Below are 20,074 nucleotides of genomic sequence, written 5' to 3' on the forward strand. Positions count from 1 at the left end.
ACAATGACACTGGAACAGGTGTATGCAGCGATTGCTGTTGAGGAATGGGTTGATCTTCCAGCAGGATGGTTACAAGGACGGACCCTGTATGGTGGTCTGGCTGCGGCGATGATGATGCAAAAAGCGGTGCTGAGCATTAATGACCCGGCGAAACATCTTTTAAGCACCAGCGTAACTTTTGTGGGGCCGGTCCAGCAACGGCCAGTCAGGTTAACTGCAGAAATTCTGCGTGAGGGTAAATCCGTCACTACGGTTGAAGTTCGCCTGTGGCAGGATGATGCAGTGCAGAGTATCTTGTTAGCCAGTTTTGGTGTAGCACGTGACTCGACTATTCAAGTACATCAGGAGGCATCTGCTCCGGATTATCCAGCTCCAGAAAGCCTGTTTAGCATTCCTCCAAACGTAGGTATGCCGGAATGTTACCAGCAGTTTGAGGTTCGTTGGGCTGAAGTGAATTTGCCATGCACGGGGAGTGATCATCCTGATTTTGGCGGATGGTGCCGTTTTGATCCGGAAAGACATGCAAACCGCAAATTTGAAGTTGCTGACCTGATGGCAATTTTTGATATCTGGCCACCCGGTGTATTGCCGATGTTTAAGCAGATTGCACCAGCCAGCAGCCTCAACTGGACGGTGACCTATGTGCATCCAGTACAACATCAGTTGAATGATTGGTTTAAATATAAAGTATTTACTGATCATGCAGCAGATGGCTACGCGACAGAACATGCCTATCTGTGGGATGCTGAAAATCGCCTGATTGCGATTGCCAGACAGACAGTGACAGTGTTTGCCTAGTGACACTGCTGGCCAATTCGTATAAAGTGAAGCCTATTAACGATGGATCAAACCTCAATAAAAGTGTGCATTTTCATCGTACATGAGGGGAACAATTGGCGGTGTCTATGACTACAGGTCGTATCCTGAATATTCCAAACATCTTGACCTTGGCACGTATTGTCCTGATTCCAGTCTTTCTATTGGTGGCCTATTGGCCGCCGGCGATGGGGATTGATGAAAGCAATCCGGATATGACGCGTCATATGCTGTTGACTGCAATTTTTGTGGTTGCGGCGGTAACGGACTGGTTTGATGGCTATCTGGCGAGAACATTGAATCAGACTTCGGCTTTTGGTCGATTCCTGGATCCGGTGGCAGACAAGCTGATGGTTGCAGCTGCACTGATTGTACTGGTGCAATGGCAACCTTCGATCTCCATGGCCTTTGCTGCAATTGTGATTATCTCGCGGGAAATTACGGTATCAGCTTTACGTGAATGGATGGCTGAACTGGGTGCGCGAACCAGTGTGGCGGTGTCTACAGTCGGCAAATACAAGACAGCCTTCCAGATGATCGCAATTACCGTATTTCTGCTTAACTGGCAGCCGCTGGATATGCTGGCTTATGCATTGCTCTATACTGCAGTCGTGCTCACGTTATGGTCGATGTTTATCTACCTGAAAGCGGCCTGGCCCTATTTGAAACAGCCTTAATCGAATATTGAATCAAGCTCCAGTCACTGGGGCTTTTTTATGGTCGATGGTAATTTTCAGGCAAAAAAATACCCAGCCTTTGGGGGAAGAACTGGGATGAAATCGGGGATATTTATCGCTATTATACAAAGATGTTGCCATCCTCTTAATTGCTATTATAGGAAATCCATTTTTTAATTCATGTACATTCTTGTAGTGTAATGTTGCATTTCTATAGTGGCATGTATCTGCCGTTTACAATCTATTATTTTGAAATGAATGAAGGGTTTAAATCTAATAAGACTCATAATTAAATTCTTTAAATCGAATAAGTAAATTCAGCATTTTTAAACTTAATTGATTAGTAAAACTTCATATTTACAATAAATTTAATCTATAAAATAAATAACATTGAGAAAAAATGATCTTAAAACTGATGCAATCTGTTGTTCTGAGAAGTTTAGGAAAAAAGGAAGGATATGATCTATTGATTAGAAAATAGATAACTAGATGAAGGGAATTCTAGGGATTTAATTTGCTTATTTACGGTACATTTCTGCAATCAAGAGAAAGGTAGGTGGAAAAATTAAAAAAACGCTTTAAGAAACCTTTTTCGGATTTTACTTGAGAGGACGGTTCCTGTCTTTAATCATGTTGAGCGTCATATAAAGAGTCTGTCTAATGATGGAGATTCTTTTTAAATTAAAGCTTACGCGCAGCATGGCTGCTTGTCTTACGGCGTGGCAGAGCAGTGCTCTATCAAAGAAAAAGAGCCGCATAAGAGACTCTTTTAAAATTAAAGCCTACGCCCACCTGCGGTGTTTGTCTGGCGGCGTGGCGGTATAGTGCATAAAAAAGGAGTCTTCTTAGACTCCTTCTTGACATTTGAAACTACGCGCTTCGCTTGTCTTGCGTAATTTTTAGAGCAGTGCATAAAAAAGAATCCCCAAGTTGGGGATTCTTTTAGATTAAAGCCTACGCGCAGCATAGCTGCTTGTCTTGCGGCGTGGCAGAGCAGTGCTCTTACAAAGAAAAAGAGCCTCATAAGAGACTCTTTTCTAATTAAAGCCTACGCACACCTTTGGTGTTTGTCTTGCGTAAAACTTAAAGCAACGCTTTAAGTTTTACTCAGGCTTTAGCCCTTCAGCTTTTTCCAATGATTCATCATTATTGAAAAACTTCTCACGTTGTTCTTCAAGGAACTTTTTCGCATCCGCTTCAAACACGTTTAAACGCTTTTCATTGATCAGCGTAGTTTGATGCTTCAGCCATTCCTGCCAAGCCTGTTTAGATACAGTGTCAAACAGTTCCTGACCCTTTGCACCTGGGAATGGTGCAAAGTCTAAGCCTTCCATTTCTTTTTGATACTTACGGCAAAATACTTGTCGAGACATATCAATACTCCGAATTTAAGATAGCGCAATTAAGCGTAAAGTTTTTCCAGACGTGCATAAGCGCGTTCGATTGCTGCTGCGACTTGTACAGGTGCAGTACCACCAATGTGGTTACGCGCATTTACAGATGCTTCTAAAGTTAACGCTTTTTCAAATACATCTGCCTGGATCAGGTCAGAGAATTGCTGTAGCTGTTCAAGGGTGAGTTCAGACAAGTCTTTACCTTCCTGAACACCAAGTGCAACGGCTTTACCCACAATCTCATGTGCATCACGGAAAGCAACGCCATTTTTCACCAGGTAATCTGCAAGGTCAGTTGCAGTCGAGAAACCACGAAGCGCTGCTTCACGCATGATTTCGATATTTGGAACCAGTGCAGGAATCATATCTGCAAATGCCATCAATGAACCACGAACGGTATCGATCGCATCAAATAATGGTTCTTTGTCTTCCTGATTGTCTTTATTGTAGGCTAATGGCTGACCTTTCATTAGAGTCAACAAGCTCATCAAGTCGCCATACACACGGCCAGTCTTACCACGGATCAGCTCAGGCACGTCTGGGTTTTTCTTCTGTGGCATGATCGATGAACCAGTACAGAAGCGGTCCGGAATATTCACAAACTTGAACTGTGCAGATGTCCACAGAATCATTTCTTCAGACATGCGAGACAGGTGCATCATGATTAAAGATGCTGCTGCATTGAATTCGATGCCGAAGTCACGATCAGAAACAGCATCTAATGAGTTTTCAGCTACTGCTTCAAAACCTAGCAGTTCAGCTGTATAAGTACGGTCGATTGGATAAGTGGTGCCTGCTAAAGCAGCAGAACCCAATGGCATACGGTTAACGCGTTTACGGCAGTCAATCAGACGCTCAGAGTCTCGGACCAGCATTTCAAACCAAGCCATCAAGTGGTGACCAAAAGTCACAGGCTGTGCCGTTTGCAGGTGAGTAAAACCTGGCATGATGGTATTGGTATTTTTCGCCGCCAAGCTCAAAATGCCTTTTTGTAATTTCTCTAATAATTTTAGGATGGCATCAATTTCATCACGGACATAAAGACGGATGTCTGTTGCCACCTGGTCATTACGGCTACGGCCAGTATGTAATTTTTTACCTGTAATGCCGATACGCTGAGTCAGACGTGACTCAATGTTCATGTGCACATCTTCAAGGTCAATGCGCCACTCGAAATTACCTGCTTCAATATCTGCCTTAATCGCAGTCAGGCCTTCAATGATGTCATCACGTTCTTGTTCAGTCAGCACGCCCACTTTTGCAAGCATGGTTGCATGCGCAATTGAACCCGCAATATCTTGTTTATAAAAACGTTGGTCAAATTGTACAGATGCTGTAAATTCAGCAACAAAAGCATCAGTCGCTTCAGAGAAACGACCGCCCCACATACCCGAAGTCTGGGCTTGTGATGGATTTGAGGAATTAGAAGATGTGGTCATGTCGGCTCAATAAGATTAAAAGCAGTAGAACGAAAAAGAGTATAGCAAATTCAACGGCTGTTGCCGAAGTTCCATCTGCTCAATCTGTTACAGATCCGATGGGGCAGCAACAATCTTCTTATTTTTTTGGCCAGATTGGCAATTGGCGTTATCTGCTGGAACTGTTTGTTGGCGGTAATGTTTTGGCTTTGGTACTGAGTCTGGCAGAAGCCCAGTCCTGGCAAGCGCTCAATTTTATGCACTTGCTGCAATACATCCTCTATATTAACTGGGTATTGCTATCATTTGCGGCTTGTGTAGACCTGTTTCACCAGTATTTTGATCGTATGGGGATCAAATCTGCATTGATTACCGGATTCTTGTTATTACAGGCTATCGTGCTGGTAACGACAGTTAGTTTAAACATTCTGATACATTTTGGCATAAATTTTCATCTGCATGATCTTACATCTGAAATTGCTTTTAAGCAGGTCGGAATGCACCTGAGTTTTGGAATTTTGCTCGGAACTTTGTGTTTTCGTTATCTTTACTTAAGGGAGCAATGGACACGTCAACGCCATAGCGAGTTAAATTCACGGATTCAGGCCATGCAGGCCCGGATTCAACCACATTTTTTATTTAATAGTTTAAATAGTGCTATCAGCCTGATCAGCATTGATCCCGATAAAGCGGAACATATGCTACTTAATCTTTCCCGACTGTTTCGTGCCAGCTTTCAGGAATTAAAGCTGGTCAGCTTGCAAGAAGAAATCGATTTGTGCAAACGTTATCTGGAGATTGAACAAATCCGGCTCGGTGATCGTTTGCAGGTTGAATGGAAATTAGAAAACAAAGACTTATACTCACAAGTCCAAATTCCATTACTGACTTTACAACCCCTATTAGAAAATAGTATTTTCCATGGAGTTGAAAAAATTCTAACAAAGAGTACGATAAGCGTATTGATTGAAATCCTGCAAAATCAAATTAATATTATTATAACAAACCCATATTCACAGGATCATGCAGCATTAAAGCGGGGAAATGGTATTGCAATTGAAAATGTTCGACAGCGTTTGAAGGCCTATTATGGCCCGAGAGTAACCTTTAGAACCTATGCCGGCAAGGGAATTTTTACGACGGTTGTGCAATATCAGTATAAATAACAATAAAATGCAGTTAACTTAACAACAATGACATGCCGTTAACTGAAGGAGGATAAATGGACATCCTGATCTGTGATGATGAGCCTCTTGCCATAGAGCGTTTGGCACGCCTGGTCAGCCAGCTCGGCCATACTGTGGTTGCAACCGCAACCCATGGTCAGCAAGCCCTTGATCTGGCCCATCAGCACGAGCCCGATGTCATTCTATTAGATATTCAAATGCCCGAAATGGACGGTCTGCGTTGCGCACAACATCTGCGCCAGCTTGACCCAATGCCGGCAATTGTTTTTTGTACGGCCTATGACAACCATGCGCTTGATGCATTCAAGTCGAATGCAGAAGGCTACTTGCTCAAACCAGTGATGCAACAGGAGTTAGCACAGGTATTCGAGCATTTAACCAAACTTACCCAAGCTCAGATGAGCCAACTAAAACAAAAAGAAAATATGGAAGAACTCAATATCAGCCGCCATCAGATTGCGGCAAAGACTTATCGCGGGGTGGAGCTTGTCCCTGTGGAAAATATTTACTATTTCCTGGCTGATCAGAAATATGTCACGGTACGGCATAAAAATGGCAGTGTCCTGATCGATGAAACATTAAAGGACTTGGAACAGGAATTTGGCCAGAATTTTATCAGGATTCACCGCAATGCGCTGGTGTCTGTAAACTATCTGGATGGGCTGGAAGTGGTCAGTTCGGGGCAGTATCAGGTGCGTTGCCGTGAGCTGGATGAAAGACTTGCAGTAAGTCGGCGCCATTTACCATTTTTACGTGAACGCATTCATAAGCTCTGAAGCGTATGGGATCGGGTTGCAGTTGAAACTTGCATAAATTCACTTGCATTTTAAAGTGATCAGGTTAAGTTTAGACTATTGTTCTCATTCACTGTATTTGAAATTTATGAAGACCCTAAAAATTGCAACTCGACAAAGTCCTCTTGCACTATGGCAAGCGGAGCATATCCGTGCACGTCTGCAGGAACTGCATGCCGACCTTCAGGTCGAGTTGGTCACGTTTGTGACACAGGGTGATAAAATTCTTGATACCCCATTGGCAAAAATTGGTGGCAAGGGCCTGTTTGTTAAAGAACTTGAGGCTGCATTACTGGATGGTCGTGCAGACTTGGCCGTGCATTCCATGAAAGATGTACCCATGGCACTGCCTGAAGGTTTAAGTCTTGCGGTGATCTGCGAACGTGAAGATCCATTGGATGCTTTTGTCTCTAATAGCTATACCAGCTTTGACGAGCTGCCACAGGGCGCTAAAGTAGGCACATCCAGTCTGCGTCGTAAGAGCCAGATTTTAAAGGCACGTCCGGACCTTGAGATCATTGATCTGCGAGGTAATGTCGGCACACGGCTGTCGAAACTCGATGCAGGCAATTACGATGCTATTATTCTTGCCAGTGCCGGTTTAAAACGTCTGGGATTGGCAGATCGTATTCGTCATACGCTTAAGCCTGCGGTCAGTTTACCAGCTGTGGGACAGGGTGCGCTTGGTCTTGAATGTCGTGATCGTGATCAGGCTGTACTTGACCTGATCCTGCCACTGTTACATGCTGAAACTGATGCCTGTGTTCGTGCTGAACGCGCATTTAATGCCTATCTGGAAGGCGGTTGTCAGGTGCCGATTGCAGGTTATGCAACTTTACAGGATGGTAAAATTGCTATTGAAGGCCGTGTGGGTAGCGTGGATGGTGCCACCTTATTAAAAGCAGAATTACAGGGTGATGTAAATCAGGCAGAGCACCTCGGTGTGATTCTGGCACAGAATTTACTGGCCCAAGGTGCGGGTGATTTGCTTAAAGCACTATATTCATAAGATTCATGCTGTTTATCAATACTCGCCCTCAGGATCGTGCTGTCCGACTCACACAGCAGTTACAGGCAGCACAAATTCCTGTGGTAGAGCTACCTTTGCTGGAACTGGTTGCACAGCCTTATTCAGCAGAATTGGATAGCTTGTATCAGCAGTTGAATCGTGCTCAAGTCATTGTGGTGGTGAGTCCGACTGCGGTGCAGATTGGCATGCAATATCTGGCGCAGGCAGGCATTGAACTGGCTACATTGGCCTATATACAGTGGATTGCTGTAGGGCGCAGCACTGAACAGGCATTGCTACAATATGGCATTCAAAGTCATGTGCCTGAGGTTGAAACCTCTGAAGGAATGCTACAATTACCGATTTTGGAGAGTCTTGAAAAAGATACTGTTGTAGCCTTTTGGCGAGGTGAGGGCGGTCGATTATTTATGATGGACCATTTGCGTCAACAGGGCGTTGAAGTACTAAATTTTGTACTGTATCAACGTCAGTGTCCGGTTCAGTCACAGCAGGCTATAGCTGCGCTCTTGCCTCGATTGCAGGACAATCGTCATTATGTGGTTCTGATGAGTAGTGAAGCCAGCTGGTTAAACTGGGTGCAGCTAATGCAGCAGGAAATCTCCTTGATCAGCAAGGGAATTTATTTGGTTTTGGGCCCACGTTTGGCCGCTATTTTAGGGGAATACCGTCAACATCATGCTGCAGCATTTGAGTATATACAACTCGAGAACCTGAGCAGCGATGTGATCGTACGGGAGATGAAGCGAGTACTGGGGAACTCATGAAGAAAATTTTAATCGTGCTGTTCATTGTGGCATTCGCCTGGATGGTCAAAATCAGTTATGACCTGTTCAGTTTGCGCCAGGCCCATACAGAACTCAGCTCCAGCTTTACTCTATTGCAGCAGCAAAATGCCAGTTTGAATGACAAGGTGGTTGCACTTAAACGCCAGGTAACTGAACAGCGCCAGGATGCACCAGCTGTATTCAACTCACAGATAGCTACTGCACCTGAATCGCATGATGCCGAACTGGTTCGTCAGCAACTCAGCCTGATTGAGTTCGCTTTGCAGCAGCAGCAATACAGCACAGCATTGGAAAAACTCAGTCAGCTGCAACTGGATTTGCCGAATTATACGCTTGCACCGGCTTTATTAGACGGTTTGGAGCGTGTACTCAGTAAAGATCAGGTAATGTTGCAACAGTTCATCAATAGTCGTCTGGTACAGCAGAATAAAATCCGGGATTTACTTAATCAAATGGATGCTGAAATTGCCAGGGAGTTAAAAGCCCAGCACAGTGCCACACCGGCAGAGTCTGGTTCCTTCTGGCGCAATCTGATTCAAATTGAAGCTGTGCAGCAGCCAAGTACGGTGTTAATGCAGCGAGGACTAGTGTTGAAAGAGGCGCAATTACGTTTATTGATGGCACAAAACGCGCTACAGCAAAGTCAGCAAATTCCTTTCCAGCAATCGCTTGGTGCCGTGGCTGAAGTCCTCAAACAATTACCGGATGCGAAAAGCCAGCAATGGGTTAAACAGCTGGAACAGATCCGCACCATACCGCTGACACCGGTTCCTCCTCTGAATGCCCGTACCTTAATGAGCTGATCGCTTATGAAACAGATTCTGCTTGCCTATTTATTTGTCAGTCTGCTCGGTATTGCGGCTTTAAGTCTACTCAGTTACGGTCACGGACCAGGGTATGTCTATCTGTACTGGCGTAACTGGCAGGTACAGACCAGTCTATGGATACTGGCAGCGCTACTGGTTACGATCAGCTTTGTCATGCATATGCTGTGGTATGCGGTTACGCGTTATCTGAATCGCGAGCAGCGCAAAAAACAGCGCGTTTTCAGTTTTCATCATTTACATCCTTATGAACAGCTGGCAGTGGTGTGGCTGCTCAATGCCTCACAGGATCAACGTGATTTTATTCAGCAGTCTTTTGTCCAGTCTGGATTATTAAAAGATATTATTCATGCACGTTTGTCTTGGGGGCAGCAAGATTTTGATGAGGCCTTGAAATCTTTAAATCAGTCCAATCCGATGGCATTTGAACTGGCTGAATTACAGCGTATTGAAGTGTACTTATCGCAACAGGACGGTCAGCAGGCATTAACCCATCTTGAATTCTTAAATCAGCATGAATTATCCCCGTGGCTGTTTAAAGTTAAATCAGCTTATGAGCAGCGATTAACCAAATTATGGGGACAATTTGCCTTGAAATTTCCCTGGTTGTATTTAAGATCAACTCAATATGGTCATTTAGAGCAAAATACTAAAACACTTTGGCTAGAACAATTATTACTGGCTTTTGAACAGGCGGATCAGGAAGATTTAAAATACTTGCAACAGCGCTATATCGACTTAAGCGAAGAAATATTTACACGTGACTATACCGTCAAAATATTGTGGCTGAAGTTGTTATTTAAAATGCCTGAAATGAGTGCCGAGCATGAAGCGCTAGCAGTGCATTTATTGGAACAGCAATTTAATCAGGACGTATTTTATTTATGGTTTCAGCAACAATTACTTCGACAAAATCCTGATTATGAAATTATTAACCAGCAAATTTCATTGTGGGAAGAAAAATATACAGCAGTGCCGGTCTTAACATTTGCCAAATGGCATGTACTGCAAGCTGCGGGTCGAGTAGAGGAAGCCCAGCAACTGCTTGCACTCTATCCAGATGATGTGCGTATGAGTTATCTGCGCATTAAATCTGCCTTGCAGGGGCAGGATGAGTTACAACAACAACTGAATCAGGTGTTTGAATCAAATGCCAATTTTATTGATACAAGAATATAGGGGATAATATATGGAATCACTTGCGCAGTATCCAGTGATTTTTGAGCAACGCGTGGCTTGGGGTGATATGGATGCCTTTGGTCATGTTAATAATGCGGTGTATTACCGTTATATTGAAAGTGCCCGACTGGCTTATCTGGATCGATTAAATATACTGGTTGGTCCATTATTAACTGTTGTGGCTACGAATCAATGTCGCTATTTAAAGCCTGTGGTTTATCCGGATCAACTTAAAATCGGTGTGCGTATTGAAGATATAGGCACTACCTCATTTCGTATGAGTTATTTATTATGGAGTGAGCAGCAGCAAAGTATAGTGGCAATTTCTGAAGCGGTTCTGGTTTGTATAAATAAAAATAGCATGCAAAAAATGCCAATTTCTGAAGATGTACAGCAAATAATAAGAAATTTAGAAAATACGGTTGAACATACAGTTTAAAATACGAGAAAATTATTTAATTTTGTAATTAATTTTATTATTTGTTGTTATCCGTTCAAATTTTTTTATTGAATATTTTATTTAATCTAAATATTATGAAAAAGTTATTTATAAAACGAATAATATTATTTTTATGGAGAGAGTGATGCCAGACATTACGAATTTATCAGTTGAAGAGTTAAAGCGTTTACAAGCTGAAGCTGAAGCATTAATTGCGTCTAAAAAAGACCAGGAAATCGAAGATGCTTATAATCAGGTATTAAGCATTGCAGAAAAAGTAGGTATGAGCATTGAACAGTTGCTCGAGTTCGGTGCCTCTAAGCGCAAGAAATCATCTCGCAAGACTGTAGAACCACGTTACCGCAGTAAAGCAAATCCGGAAGAAACCTGGACAGGTCGTGGTAAACAGCCACGCTGGCTGGTTGCAGAACTGGAACAAGGTGCCAAGCTGGAAGATTTTCTGATCTAAAGATTTGACTGTGAATGTTGTCATAGGTCAGTCATGGAAATGATCTATATATCTTTAACCAAGCATCATTGCTTGGTTTTTTTATGCCCATCAATTGGCGTGGTGAAAAAAGTATGCATAATGTACTTATATTAAGAAAAGAATCATAACCAGGAACTGAAATTGATGGATTGGTTGGGGTGGGATGAGCAGTAAACCGAAAACTTTCAAATGGTTAATTCTGGCCATAGTCGCCTTTTTTATTTTTGTGGTTTTGCAGGTGCCGGCTGCCTGGCTGATTTCAAAATTTTATAAAAATAATCAGGTACTGCATAACGTCAGTGGCAATATCTGGCAGGGGAGTGCTGACTGGAAAAAAGGTCAATTGCGTGGCAGCCTCAACTGGCAGGTCCGTCCATTGGATTTGCTATTATTGCGTCTCGGGGCAAATGTGGAAGTACATAGCGGCAATACTAAACTTGCCGGTGTAATGGCTTACGGTCTGACCAAAACGTTAGTCGCCAGGAATCTGGAAGGACAGGTCGCACCAGAAACCTTGAAAAATCTGGCAGACTGGCAATGGCCAACCAATGCAATTCAATTTAAGCAGCTCGATTTTAAATATAAGAAACAAAATGGCTTTAGTGATGTGAGTGGTCAGTTGAATTGGACCGGGGGAGAATTGATCTATACCTTTGCACAGCGTCAAGAGCGGATGAGTGTTCCTGTTCTTGCCGGGAAGCTGGCAGATGAGTCAGGTAAATTATTGCTAGATGTTCGCGATAGTCGTGATCAGAAAATGCTGAATATTGAACTTGATCCCGATCTGATGCTGAATGTGCAACTGACACAGCGTATGTTACTGAATGTTCCTTCCTATGAAGGTAAAGCTGGACTGGACACTTATGTCATCAGCACCCGTCAGCCGTTGATGGGAGGCCTAAACTGATGGCCATCAATATAGATAAATTTAAACAGCTGGATCTACAGACGTTTAATAAAGCAGCACCCGCACTTTTAGTTTTACTGATTCTGTATCTGTGCTGGAAACTGGCAGCCCTATTCTGGCTGGTCGTTGCACCGCCTCAAGCCCTACAAGTAGAACGTGTAGAGTTGGGCTCACAGCAGTCACGGATTCCGAATATCAGCTCTTTCGCCTTATTTCAGGAAACTGGACAAAGTGCGGCAAGTGCGGAAGTCTCCAATATTCTGTTACAAGGGGTGATGGTTGCCAGTCCAAGCTATTTGTCTTCAGCAGTATTGAAGCTGAATGATCAGGTCGATCGCTATCGTGTTGGCGAGAGCTTGGGTAATAGCGGCTATGAGCTGGCTGAAGTGTACTGGGATCGGGTGATCATTCGTCAGCAAAATGGTGCGAGTAAGGAAGTTTTCTTTAAGGGCTTGGAAAATGGCTTAAATCAGCCTTGGCAGAATAATGAGCAGAAAAGTGGGCGTTCATCGTCATCCTCAAATTGGGGTGGATCAGCGAATCAGCCAACAAATGAGCCTGCTTCACCGCAGAATGAGATTGGTCGCGCGATTCAGCAGATGAATGAAAACCGCGAACAGTATCTGGAAAATATGGGAGTTTCTGCAGGTGAAGGGGGTTATGAAGTCACTTCGCGAACTCCGGCAGTGCTGCGTAACCGTCTCGGTCTCAGACCCGGCGACCGGATTGTATCCCTGAATGGTCAAACCGTCACTGCAGGACAATCTGAAGTGCAGTTACTGGAACAGGCACGACAGCAGGGCCAGGTAAAACTTGAAATTAAACGTGGTGATCAGGTGATGACCATTCAACAGGATTTAAAGTGATGTGTCATCACATATAGGGTTGGGAAGCATTTAGGTTTATGGCTTTATTTAATAATAATCGATCAGCATGGGCGCTTTGTGTTGCCGCACCTCTGGTGGCTATGGTCAGTACCGCAACTTATGCGCAGACCTGGAAAATCAATCTGCGTGATGCAGACCTGGCTGCTTTTATTAATGAAGTAGCCGATATTACGGGGAAAAATTTTGCCGTTGATCCAAGGGTGCGCGGCAATGTCACAGTCATTTCAAACCGGGCATTAAACCGGGCTGAAGTCTATGATCTGTTTCTTGGCGTCTTGAATGTTAATGGTGTCGTGGCGATCCCGTCCGGGAATACCATCAAACTGGTGCCAGACAATAACGTCAAGAACTCCGGTATTCCGTATGATGCCCGTAACCGTGCGACTGGTGACCAGATTGTGACCCGGGTAATCTGGCTGGAAAATACCAATCCGAATGACCTGATTCCAGCACTACGCCCACTAATGCCACAGTTCGCGCATCTGGCAGCTGTACCGGGAACCAACGCCCTGATTGTTTCCGATCGCGCTAGCAATATTTACCAGTTGGAAACGATTGTGCGTAATCTGGATGGTACCGGTCAAAATGATCTGGAAGCCATTACCTTGCAGTCGAGTCAGGCTGAGGAAATGATTGGCCTGATTGAGTCCATGACAGCTACAGGTGCTGCCAAGGATCTCAAAGGCTCACGTGTACGAGTTATGGCAGATCAGCGGACCAACCGGATTATCATCAAGGGCGATACCTCAACCCGTAAGCGTATTCGCCAAATTATTGAAACGCTGGATGTGCCTGCAGCGGATCGTTTAGGGGGGCTAAAAGTCTTTCGCCTGAAATATGCCAGTGCCAAAAACCTGGCTGAAATTTTGCAAGGACTGGTTGCTGGGCAGGCTCAGGGGCGTTCGAGCTCTTCTTCAGAGAACAGCTCCGCAGGAACTTCACTGAATACACTGGGTAATAACAGTTCTGCATCCAATATGTCTCAGGAAGGCTCTACTTCCGGGATTCAGCTAAATTCAGGATTAGGAAATAACCAGCAAGGAATTACCAGTTTTAATGCCAATGGTGTCAGTATTATTGCTGATGCGACCCAGAATTCATTGGTAGTGAAGGCTGATCCACAACTGATGCGCGAAATCGAGTCGGCGATTAATCAGCTGGATACGCGTCGTCAGCAGGTGTTAATTGAAGCCGCGATTATGGAAGTGGAAGGTACGGATGCTGACCAGTTGGGTGTGCAATGGGCACTTGGTGATCTGAGTAGCGGTATTGGTCTGATTAACTTTGATAACTTTGGTGCCAGCCTGAAAAATATTGCTGCCGGCTATCTGACCGGTGGTGCAGCAGGGGCAGGCAGTGCAATTGGTACAGGGACCTCACTCGTGATAGGTGATTATCGTGAAGGCAGTGATGGTTCCCGAAAGCTCTATGGTGCATTGATTCAGGCACTTAAAGAAACCACGAAGTCGAATCTATTGTCTACGCCATCGATTGTGACCATGGACAATGAAGAAGCCTATATCGTAGTGGGTGAAAACGTTCCATTTGTAACAGGTTCAGTTTCTACGGGTGCGGCAGGTGTTGCCAACCCCTATACCACCATTGAACGTAAAGATGTAGGTGTGACACTAAAAGTCATTCCGCATATTGGTGAAAATGGAACCGTACGTCTGGAAGTCGAGCAGGAAGTTTCTGCAGTTGCACGTGATAAGGGGCAGGCATCAGATCTGGTCACCAGTAAACGTGCGATCAAAACTTCAATTCTGGCTGAACATGGTCAAACCATTGTGCTCGGTGGTCTGATTTCAGATAACACCAGCTACGGTCGTCAGGCGGTACCGGGTTTGGGTGCAATCCCTGGTTTGGGGCGTTTATTCCGCTCAGAAGGTAAATCCAATCAGAAGCGTAACCTGCTGATTTTTATTCACCCAACGATTGTGGGGGATAAAAATGAAGTACGTAAAATTTCCCAGCAGCGCTATAGTCAGCTGTATAGCTTGCAATTGGCGCTAGATTCGGATGGTAATTTTGCCAAACTGCCAGAAAACCTGGATGATGTATATCAACAACGTCTCCCTGTTTCTAAAACATCCCTAGGGTCGAATTACCAAACTGTACCAACTGCACCTGTAGCCTCACAGCCGGTGGCAGTAGTCACTACGCCAGTTGCAATTGAACCTGTAGTGCAACAGCAATCTGTGCAACCAGTACAAAATGTAGAAAAAACCCGAAATACAGTGACAACCACGACGTTGCGTCCGAAAAGCTAGAGGTGCGGTGGTTGCAAACAGCATGTTATGATCAACGTAACAGAATAAAAGAGAAGTGGATGTTATGACTTGGAAAATTCAAGCCATTACTGGCGATCTGACAGGACAGGAAATTAGCATTGACCGTGACATGCTGGTGGGTCGTCATCAGGCAGCAGATATTGTGTTGCAGGCTGCAGAAATCTCGCGTAAGCATGCTGCCTTTTTGCTGAAGGAAGATGCACTGTGGGTACAAGACCTGGGTTCTTCAAATGGTACTTTTGTCAATGATATGCGCATTGATTCAGAAGCATTGCTGAAACAGGGTGATATCGTACAGTTTGCTAGCCTGAAATTTTCTGTGCTTGAGCCAGCACAAGAAGTCATCGTCGAACCTGAACTAGAACAGACAGCTGAACGTATTATTGAAGAGGCTGCTGAGAAGACTGCTGCCCATCAGATGAATGATCAGGGTATACCAGAGCTAAAAGAACGTGATGCTGAAGTTCAGTTGACTCGTGATGGTATGCCAACTAACGTCGGTATTCCAAAACCGGCGCCAATTCCTGAAGGTATAGATTTATCTGCGGTTAAACCTGAACCAACACCAATTCCTGTTGAGCAACCTGTTTCTCGTGTAGAAGAAATGAAGGAACAGCAAAAAAATGCTTCAGTCGGTTTGATTTCTTTAATTGTTATTGTGATTTTAGCAATTATGGCTTGGCTATTCTTTAAATAAGCCAAGTATTGGTTACAATCAAGGCATGCAATCGCATGCTTTTTTTGTGGCTGTGTGATGAATAAAGATAAAGAGAGTGGAAATGTCTATAGCACAACTGGATAAACGTGAGCTGATTTTATTTGATCTGGATGGCACCTTGGTGGATTCGGCTTCTGACCTGTATCGTGCCATGAATATGAGCTTAAATGTGCTGCAACTGCCTTTTGTGACTGAAGAACAGGTACGAGTCTGGATTGGCAAAGGTAGTTCGAAGTTTTGTGAAAGCGTACTACTGCACCTGACTGGAAGTTTGGATCCAGCACAGCATCAGGAATTACTAAATACTTTCCTGGAAGTCTACAATGCTGATCCATGTGTCGATACCGTACCATTTCCGGGCATTATTGAATTTCTACAATGGGGTAAAGCACAAGGTAAAAAGCTCATTTGTGTGACCAATAAGCCCGAACAGCCTGCACGCAGTATTTTAGATATTTTGGATATGGCGAAGTATTTTGATGACACTATTGGTGGTGACCGTTTTACCGAGCGTAAGCCGGATCCGCGTCAATTGCTGCATTGTGTCGAGCATTATGCTGTCAGCAAAGAGCAGGTGCTGATGATTGGCGACTCGGTGAATGATGTCGAAGCTGCACGCCGTGCCGGTATAGATTGTATTGTAGTCAGCTATGGCTATAATCATGGTGAGAATATAGCAGACAGCCATCCTCAGGAGATTGTGGATGATCTACGTGAACTGCTGGCTTAATTAGGGTATTAGGGAATTAAAATGAATAGTTCTAAGGTTTTTCGATGGCGTCGCTCAGTCCAATTCTATTTACACACTGAGTAACCCTAATTTAAAGAGAAAAACCGAATGACCACTCAAGCACAATTCCAGCAACTTGCTGCGCAAGGCTATAACCTGATTCCCGTTTACCGTCAGCGCTTGGCCGATACTGATACGCCCCTTTCTATTTTTGCTCGCCTTAAACAGCATCAACAGGCTTATCTGTTTGAATCGGTTGAGGGGGGGGAGAACTGGGCGCGTTATTCAATCATCGGTTTGGGTGAATCTACCGTGTTCTCCTGTAACGCAGGTGAACTGACGGTACAACATGCCGATGGCTCGATTGCAAAGCAGCACTGTTCAGACCCCTTCCAATACATTCGCGACTTTCAGGCGCAGTTTAAAGTGCCGACTCAAGCAGACTTACCTGCTTTACCAAGTTTTACTGGTGGTCTGGTCGGTTACTTTGGCTATGACTCGGTACGTTATATCGAGCCAAAGCTGAATAATGTCCCTGAAGCCGATCCAGTAGGTTTGCCAGATATCTGGATGATGCTGTCTAAAACAGTGATCGTATTTGATAACCTCAAAGATACCTTGTTTTTGATTGTGCATGCCGATACGAATGATGCTAATGCATATGAAAAAGCACATGAAAAATTAAATGAATTGGAAAATATTCTGGCAACACCAATCAGTCTGAAAGCAGAAAAACATACTCCACCGCATTTTGAGTCATTAACCGGGCATGACAACTTCCTTGCTTCTATTGAAAAAGTGAAAGAGTACATCCGTGCTGGTGATGTGATGCAGGTAGTACCCGGTCACCGTATGGTCTCTGATTTTGATGGAGAGCCTCTACAGGTCTATCGTGCGTTACGCCACCTTAACCCATCACCCTACCTGTTCTTGGTGCAAGGGCAGACCTTAGAAAACAAGACACCATTCCATATTGTAGGTTCTTCACCTGAGATTTTATCTCGTTTGGAAAATGGGATTGCTACTGTGCGTCCCCTGGCAGGGACTCGTCCGCGTGGCAAGACCAAAGAAGAAGATCTGGCATTAGAAAAAGATCTGCTTTCTGATGAAAAAGAGATTGCCGAGCATTTAATGCTGATTGATCTGGGCCGAAATGATGTTGGTCGGGTGTCAAAAATCGGTAAAGTGCAAGTGACTGATCAAATGGTGATCGAACGTTATTCGCATGTCATGCACATTGTCTCGAATGTACAAGGTGAAGTGCGTGATGATGTAGATGCATTGGATGTTTTTAAAGCAACATTCCCGGCAGGCACGCTTTCTGGTGCACCAAAAATTCGTGCCATGGAAATTATTGACGAAGTTGAGCCGGTAAAACGTGGAATTTTCGGTGGTGCTGTTGGTTATTTAGGCTGGCACGGCGAAATGGACATGTCGATTGCGATTCGTACCTGTGTCATTCGTGAAAATAAGGTCTATGTTCAGGCCGGAGCAGGGCTGGTTGCTGACTCAAATCCTGAATCTGAGTGGAATGAAACCCAAATAAAAGCTCGCGCAGTGATCAAAGCGGTTGAATTATCATCAAATGGTTTGATTTTATGAGTTTTTGACGTTTTTTTTGAAAAAAACACTTGCATGGTTTCTGAGTTTTGCTAAACTGCACACCGTTCCGATACGAAACGTACGAAACACTAAGAAACGCCGGCATAGCTCAGTTGGTAGAGCAACTGACTTGTAATCAGTAGGTCCACAGTTCGAATCCGTGTGCCGGCACCATCTTAGAGAGTTTCTAGTGTAGAGTAAAGAACAGCACTGATGTAAGTGTAAAAAATGGTGAGGTTCCCGAGCGGTCAAAGGGGGCGGACTGTAACTCCGCTACGAAAGTTTCGAAGGTTCGAATCCTTCCCTCACCACCAATTTTAAGACTTCAATAAGTGGTTTGTACCAACATCGTGCGGGAGTAGCTCAGTTGGTAGAGCGGTAGCCTTCCAAGCTACATGTCGCGAGTTCGACCCTCGTCTCCCGCTCCATTGAAGTACTAATATTTGCTCTTATAGCTCAGTGGTAGAGCACTCCCTTGGTAAGGGAGAGGTCTCGAGTTCAAATCTCGATAAGAGCTCCAGATTACAGTTTATCGCAACATTGTTGCAAAAGATTCCAAAAGCAGGCTATTTAGTCTGCTTTTCAAGTATTGGGCGTTTGATTTTTTTAGGCGATATGTCGGAGCTGAGTTTTACTCAGAATTGTGTTCGACGTAAACGAGGAAGATGAACATGGCTAAGGCTAAGTTTGAACGTAATAAGCCACACGTTAACGTGGGCACAATTGGTCACGTTGACCATGGTAAAACAACTTTAACAGCTGCGATTGCAACTGTATGTGCGAAGAAATTCGGTGGTGAAGCGAAAGATTACGCTGCAATTGACTCTGCACCAGAAGAAAAAGCACGTGGTATTACCATTAACACTTCTCACGTAGAATACGATTCTCCAACTCGTCACTACGCTCACGTAGACTGCCCGGGCCACGCCGATTATGTTAAAAACATGATCACTGGTGCTGCTCAGATGGACGGCGCGATCCTTGTATGTGCTGCGACTGATGGTCCAATGCCACAAACTCGTGAACACATCCTTCTTTCTCGTCAGGTAGGTGTACCTTACATCGTTGTATTCTTGAACAAATGCGACCTTGTAGACGACGAAGAGCTTCTTGAGCTAGTTGAAATGGAAGTTCGTGAACTTCTTTCTACTTACGACTTCCCAGGTGATGACACTCCAGTTATCCGTGGTTCAGCTCTTCTTGCGCTTAACGGTGACGCTGGTCAATATGGCGAAGCTGCAGTTGAAGCTCTTGTTGAAGCGCTTGACTCTTACATCCCAGAACCAGAACGTGCAATCGACCAGGCATTCTTGATGCCAATCGAAGACGTATTCTCAATCTCAGGTCGTGGTACAGTAGTAACTGGCCGTGTTGAGACTGGTATTGTTAAAGTTGGTGAGTCAGTTGAAATCGTTGGTATCCGTGATACACAAACAACAACTGTAACTGGCGTTGAAATGTTCCGTAAACTTCTTGACGAAGGTCGTGCGGGCGAGAACTGTGGTGTTCTTCTTCGTGGTACTAAGCGTGAAGACGTACAACGTGGTCAAGTACTTGCTAAACCAGGTACAATCAAGCCGCACACTAAATTCGACGCAGAAGTATACGTACTTTCTAAAGAAGAAGGTGGACGTCATACTCCATTCCTTAACGGTTACCGTCCACAGTTCTACTTCCGTACAACTGACGTAACTGGTGCGATCGCGCTTAAAGAAGGCGTTGAAATGGTTATGCCTGGTGACAACGTTGAGATGTCAGTAGAGCTGATCCACCCAATCGCAATGGACGCAGGCTTACGCTTCGCGATCCGTGAAGGTGGTCGTACAGTGGGTGCTGGTGTAGTATCTCGCGTTACTGCATAATATAGTATAAGATATTGACTGGAGCCCCGGCTCCAGTCTGTCTT

Annotated in this window: 19 protein-coding genes and 4 tRNA genes; 21 read left to right on the forward strand and 2 right to left on the reverse strand. The window is 44.4% G+C overall.

Annotated features, from left to right (window positions below; genetic code table 11):
- The first annotated feature begins 3 nt into the window (after positions 1–3).
- On the forward strand, positions 4–798 hold the full coding sequence (locus tag F899_RS02435) for an acyl-CoA thioesterase (protein ID WP_004813608.1): 795 nt from the start codon (positions 4–6) through the stop codon (positions 796–798).
- Between the two features lie 107 nt (positions 799–905).
- Positions 906–1,493, forward strand: a complete 588-nt coding sequence (gene pgsA / locus F899_RS02440; RefSeq protein WP_008302472.1) for a CDP-diacylglycerol--glycerol-3-phosphate 3-phosphatidyltransferase — start codon at positions 906–908, stop codon at positions 1,491–1,493.
- Positions 1,494–2,596: 1,103 nt separating this feature from the next.
- Here the strand turns inward: pgsA and F899_RS02445 are convergent.
- On the reverse strand, positions 2,597–2,866 hold the full coding sequence (locus F899_RS02445) for an oxidative damage protection protein (RefSeq protein WP_005220695.1): 270 nt from the start codon (positions 2,864–2,866) through the stop codon (positions 2,597–2,599).
- A gap of 29 nt (positions 2,867–2,895) precedes the next feature.
- Positions 2,896–4,326: an argininosuccinate lyase gene (gene argH, locus F899_RS02450; RefSeq protein WP_008302470.1), complete on the reverse strand. Its 1,431-nt coding sequence runs from the start codon at positions 4,324–4,326 to the stop codon at positions 2,896–2,898.
- Between argH and F899_RS02455 the strand changes: the two genes are divergently transcribed.
- The 19 genes from F899_RS02455 (at position 4,317) to tuf (ending at position 20,030) form a co-directional block, all read left to right on the forward strand.
- Positions 4,317–5,471: a sensor histidine kinase gene (locus F899_RS02455; protein ID WP_005220696.1), complete on the forward strand. Its 1,155-nt coding sequence runs from the start codon at positions 4,317–4,319 to the stop codon at positions 5,469–5,471. The genes argH and F899_RS02455 overlap by 10 nt on opposite strands.
- Before the next feature lie 56 nt (positions 5,472–5,527).
- Positions 5,528–6,268: a LytR/AlgR family response regulator transcription factor gene (locus tag F899_RS02460; RefSeq protein ID WP_004813599.1), complete on the forward strand. Its 741-nt coding sequence runs from the start codon at positions 5,528–5,530 to the stop codon at positions 6,266–6,268.
- A 106-nt stretch (positions 6,269–6,374) separates the two neighbouring features.
- Positions 6,375–7,295, forward strand: a complete 921-nt coding sequence (hemC, locus tag F899_RS02465; protein ID WP_005220697.1) for a hydroxymethylbilane synthase — start codon at positions 6,375–6,377, stop codon at positions 7,293–7,295.
- A gap of 5 nt (positions 7,296–7,300) precedes the next feature.
- Positions 7,301–8,080, forward strand: coding sequence for a uroporphyrinogen-III synthase (locus F899_RS02470; RefSeq protein ID WP_005220698.1), 780 nt, complete (start codon positions 7,301–7,303; stop codon positions 8,078–8,080).
- The gene (locus F899_RS02475) at positions 8,077–8,904 is read left to right on the forward strand and encodes a hypothetical protein (RefSeq protein WP_005220699.1); all 828 of its coding nucleotides are present in this window, start codon (positions 8,077–8,079) and stop codon (positions 8,902–8,904) included. The genes F899_RS02470 and F899_RS02475 overlap by 4 nt, the downstream gene beginning before the upstream one ends.
- 6 nt (positions 8,905–8,910) lie before the next feature.
- Positions 8,911–10,104: a heme biosynthesis HemY N-terminal domain-containing protein gene (locus F899_RS02480; RefSeq protein WP_005220701.1), complete on the forward strand. Its 1,194-nt coding sequence runs from the start codon at positions 8,911–8,913 to the stop codon at positions 10,102–10,104.
- A gap of 10 nt (positions 10,105–10,114) precedes the next feature.
- Entirely contained in the window at positions 10,115–10,543 is a 429-nt protein-coding gene (locus F899_RS02485; protein ID WP_005220703.1) for an acyl-CoA thioesterase, read from the forward strand.
- A gap of 142 nt (positions 10,544–10,685) precedes the next feature.
- Entirely contained in the window at positions 10,686–11,012 is a 327-nt protein-coding gene (locus F899_RS02490) for an H-NS histone family protein (protein WP_026056799.1), read from the forward strand.
- Positions 11,013–11,196: 184 nt separating this feature from the next.
- Positions 11,197–11,940, forward strand: coding sequence for a type II secretion system protein N (gene gspN / locus F899_RS02495; protein ID WP_004890585.1), 744 nt, complete (start codon positions 11,197–11,199; stop codon positions 11,938–11,940).
- Positions 11,940–12,806, forward strand: a complete 867-nt coding sequence (locus F899_RS02500) for a type II secretion system protein N (RefSeq protein WP_004813583.1) — start codon at positions 11,940–11,942, stop codon at positions 12,804–12,806. The genes gspN and F899_RS02500 overlap by 1 nt, the downstream gene beginning before the upstream one ends.
- Before the next feature lie 38 nt (positions 12,807–12,844).
- Positions 12,845–15,097 (forward strand): type II secretion system secretin GspD, encoded by a 2,253-nt coding sequence (gene gspD / locus F899_RS02505; protein ID WP_004813581.1) that lies wholly within the window; start codon positions 12,845–12,847, stop codon positions 15,095–15,097.
- 64 nt (positions 15,098–15,161) lie between these two features.
- Positions 15,162–15,815, forward strand: a complete 654-nt coding sequence (locus F899_RS02510; protein ID WP_004813578.1) for an FHA domain-containing protein — start codon at positions 15,162–15,164, stop codon at positions 15,813–15,815.
- Positions 15,816–15,897: 82 nt separating this feature from the next.
- Entirely contained in the window at positions 15,898–16,566 is a 669-nt protein-coding gene (locus F899_RS02515; protein WP_004813576.1) for a phosphoglycolate phosphatase, read from the forward strand.
- A 108-nt stretch (positions 16,567–16,674) separates the two neighbouring features.
- The gene (gene trpE / locus F899_RS02520) at positions 16,675–18,168 is read left to right on the forward strand and encodes an anthranilate synthase component I (protein ID WP_004813574.1); all 1,494 of its coding nucleotides are present in this window, start codon (positions 16,675–16,677) and stop codon (positions 18,166–18,168) included.
- Positions 18,169–18,266: 98 nt separating this feature from the next.
- Positions 18,267–18,342: transfer RNA gene (locus F899_RS02525), tRNA-Thr, on the forward strand.
- 56 nt (positions 18,343–18,398) lie between these two features.
- Positions 18,399–18,482: transfer RNA gene (locus tag F899_RS02530), tRNA-Tyr, on the forward strand.
- Between the two features lie 38 nt (positions 18,483–18,520).
- Positions 18,521–18,596: transfer RNA gene (locus tag F899_RS02535), tRNA-Gly, on the forward strand.
- 17 nt (positions 18,597–18,613) lie between these two features.
- Positions 18,614–18,688, forward strand: a tRNA-Thr gene (locus F899_RS02540).
- Between the two features lie 151 nt (positions 18,689–18,839).
- Complete coding sequence (tuf, locus tag F899_RS02545) at positions 18,840–20,030, forward strand: elongation factor Tu (protein ID WP_004811166.1); 1,191 nt, start codon at positions 18,840–18,842, stop codon at positions 20,028–20,030.
- Positions 20,031–20,074 lie beyond the last annotated feature (44 nt).

This window comes from Acinetobacter sp. CIP 101934 (assembly GCF_000369585.1).
Taxonomy (GTDB): domain Bacteria; phylum Pseudomonadota; class Gammaproteobacteria; order Pseudomonadales; family Moraxellaceae; genus Acinetobacter; species Acinetobacter schindleri.

What these genes read in the sequence shown, in the direction of transcription:
- F899_RS02515 (WP_004813576.1), top strand. Translation starts at nt 15,898, where the DNA reads ATGTCTATAGCACAACTGGATAAACGTGAGCTGATTTTATTTGATCTG.
- F899_RS02470 (WP_005220698.1), top strand. Translation starts at nt 7,301, where the DNA reads ATGCTGTTTATCAATACTCGCCCTCAGGATCGTGCTGTCCGACTCACA.
- F899_RS02510 (WP_004813578.1), top strand. Translation starts at nt 15,162, where the DNA reads ATGACTTGGAAAATTCAAGCCATTACTGGCGATCTGACAGGACAGGAA.
- F899_RS02455 (WP_005220696.1), top strand. Translation starts at nt 4,317, where the DNA reads ATGTGGTCATGTCGGCTCAATAAGATTAAAAGCAGTAGAACGAAAAAG.
- hemC (WP_005220697.1), top strand. Translation starts at nt 6,375, where the DNA reads ATGAAGACCCTAAAAATTGCAACTCGACAAAGTCCTCTTGCACTATGG.
- gspN (WP_004890585.1), top strand. Translation starts at nt 11,197, where the DNA reads ATGAGCAGTAAACCGAAAACTTTCAAATGGTTAATTCTGGCCATAGTC.
- pgsA (WP_008302472.1), top strand. Translation starts at nt 906, where the DNA reads ATGACTACAGGTCGTATCCTGAATATTCCAAACATCTTGACCTTGGCA.
- F899_RS02500 (WP_004813583.1), top strand. Translation starts at nt 11,940, where the DNA reads ATGGCCATCAATATAGATAAATTTAAACAGCTGGATCTACAGACGTTT.
- F899_RS02475 (WP_005220699.1), top strand. Translation starts at nt 8,077, where the DNA reads ATGAAGAAAATTTTAATCGTGCTGTTCATTGTGGCATTCGCCTGGATG.
- gspD (WP_004813581.1), top strand. Translation starts at nt 12,845, where the DNA reads ATGGCTTTATTTAATAATAATCGATCAGCATGGGCGCTTTGTGTTGCC.
- F899_RS02480 (WP_005220701.1), top strand. Translation starts at nt 8,911, where the DNA reads ATGAAACAGATTCTGCTTGCCTATTTATTTGTCAGTCTGCTCGGTATT.
- F899_RS02435 (WP_004813608.1), top strand. Translation starts at nt 4, where the DNA reads ATGACACTGGAACAGGTGTATGCAGCGATTGCTGTTGAGGAATGGGTT.
- F899_RS02445 (WP_005220695.1), bottom strand. Translation starts at nt 2,866, where the DNA reads ATGTCTCGACAAGTATTTTGCCGTAAGTATCAAAAAGAAATGGAAGGC.
- F899_RS02485 (WP_005220703.1), top strand. Translation starts at nt 10,115, where the DNA reads ATGGAATCACTTGCGCAGTATCCAGTGATTTTTGAGCAACGCGTGGCT.
- tuf (WP_004811166.1), top strand. Translation starts at nt 18,840, where the DNA reads ATGGCTAAGGCTAAGTTTGAACGTAATAAGCCACACGTTAACGTGGGC.
- F899_RS02460 (WP_004813599.1), top strand. Translation starts at nt 5,528, where the DNA reads ATGGACATCCTGATCTGTGATGATGAGCCTCTTGCCATAGAGCGTTTG.
- argH (WP_008302470.1), bottom strand. Translation starts at nt 4,326, where the DNA reads ATGACCACATCTTCTAATTCCTCAAATCCATCACAAGCCCAGACTTCG.
- trpE (WP_004813574.1), top strand. Translation starts at nt 16,675, where the DNA reads ATGACCACTCAAGCACAATTCCAGCAACTTGCTGCGCAAGGCTATAAC.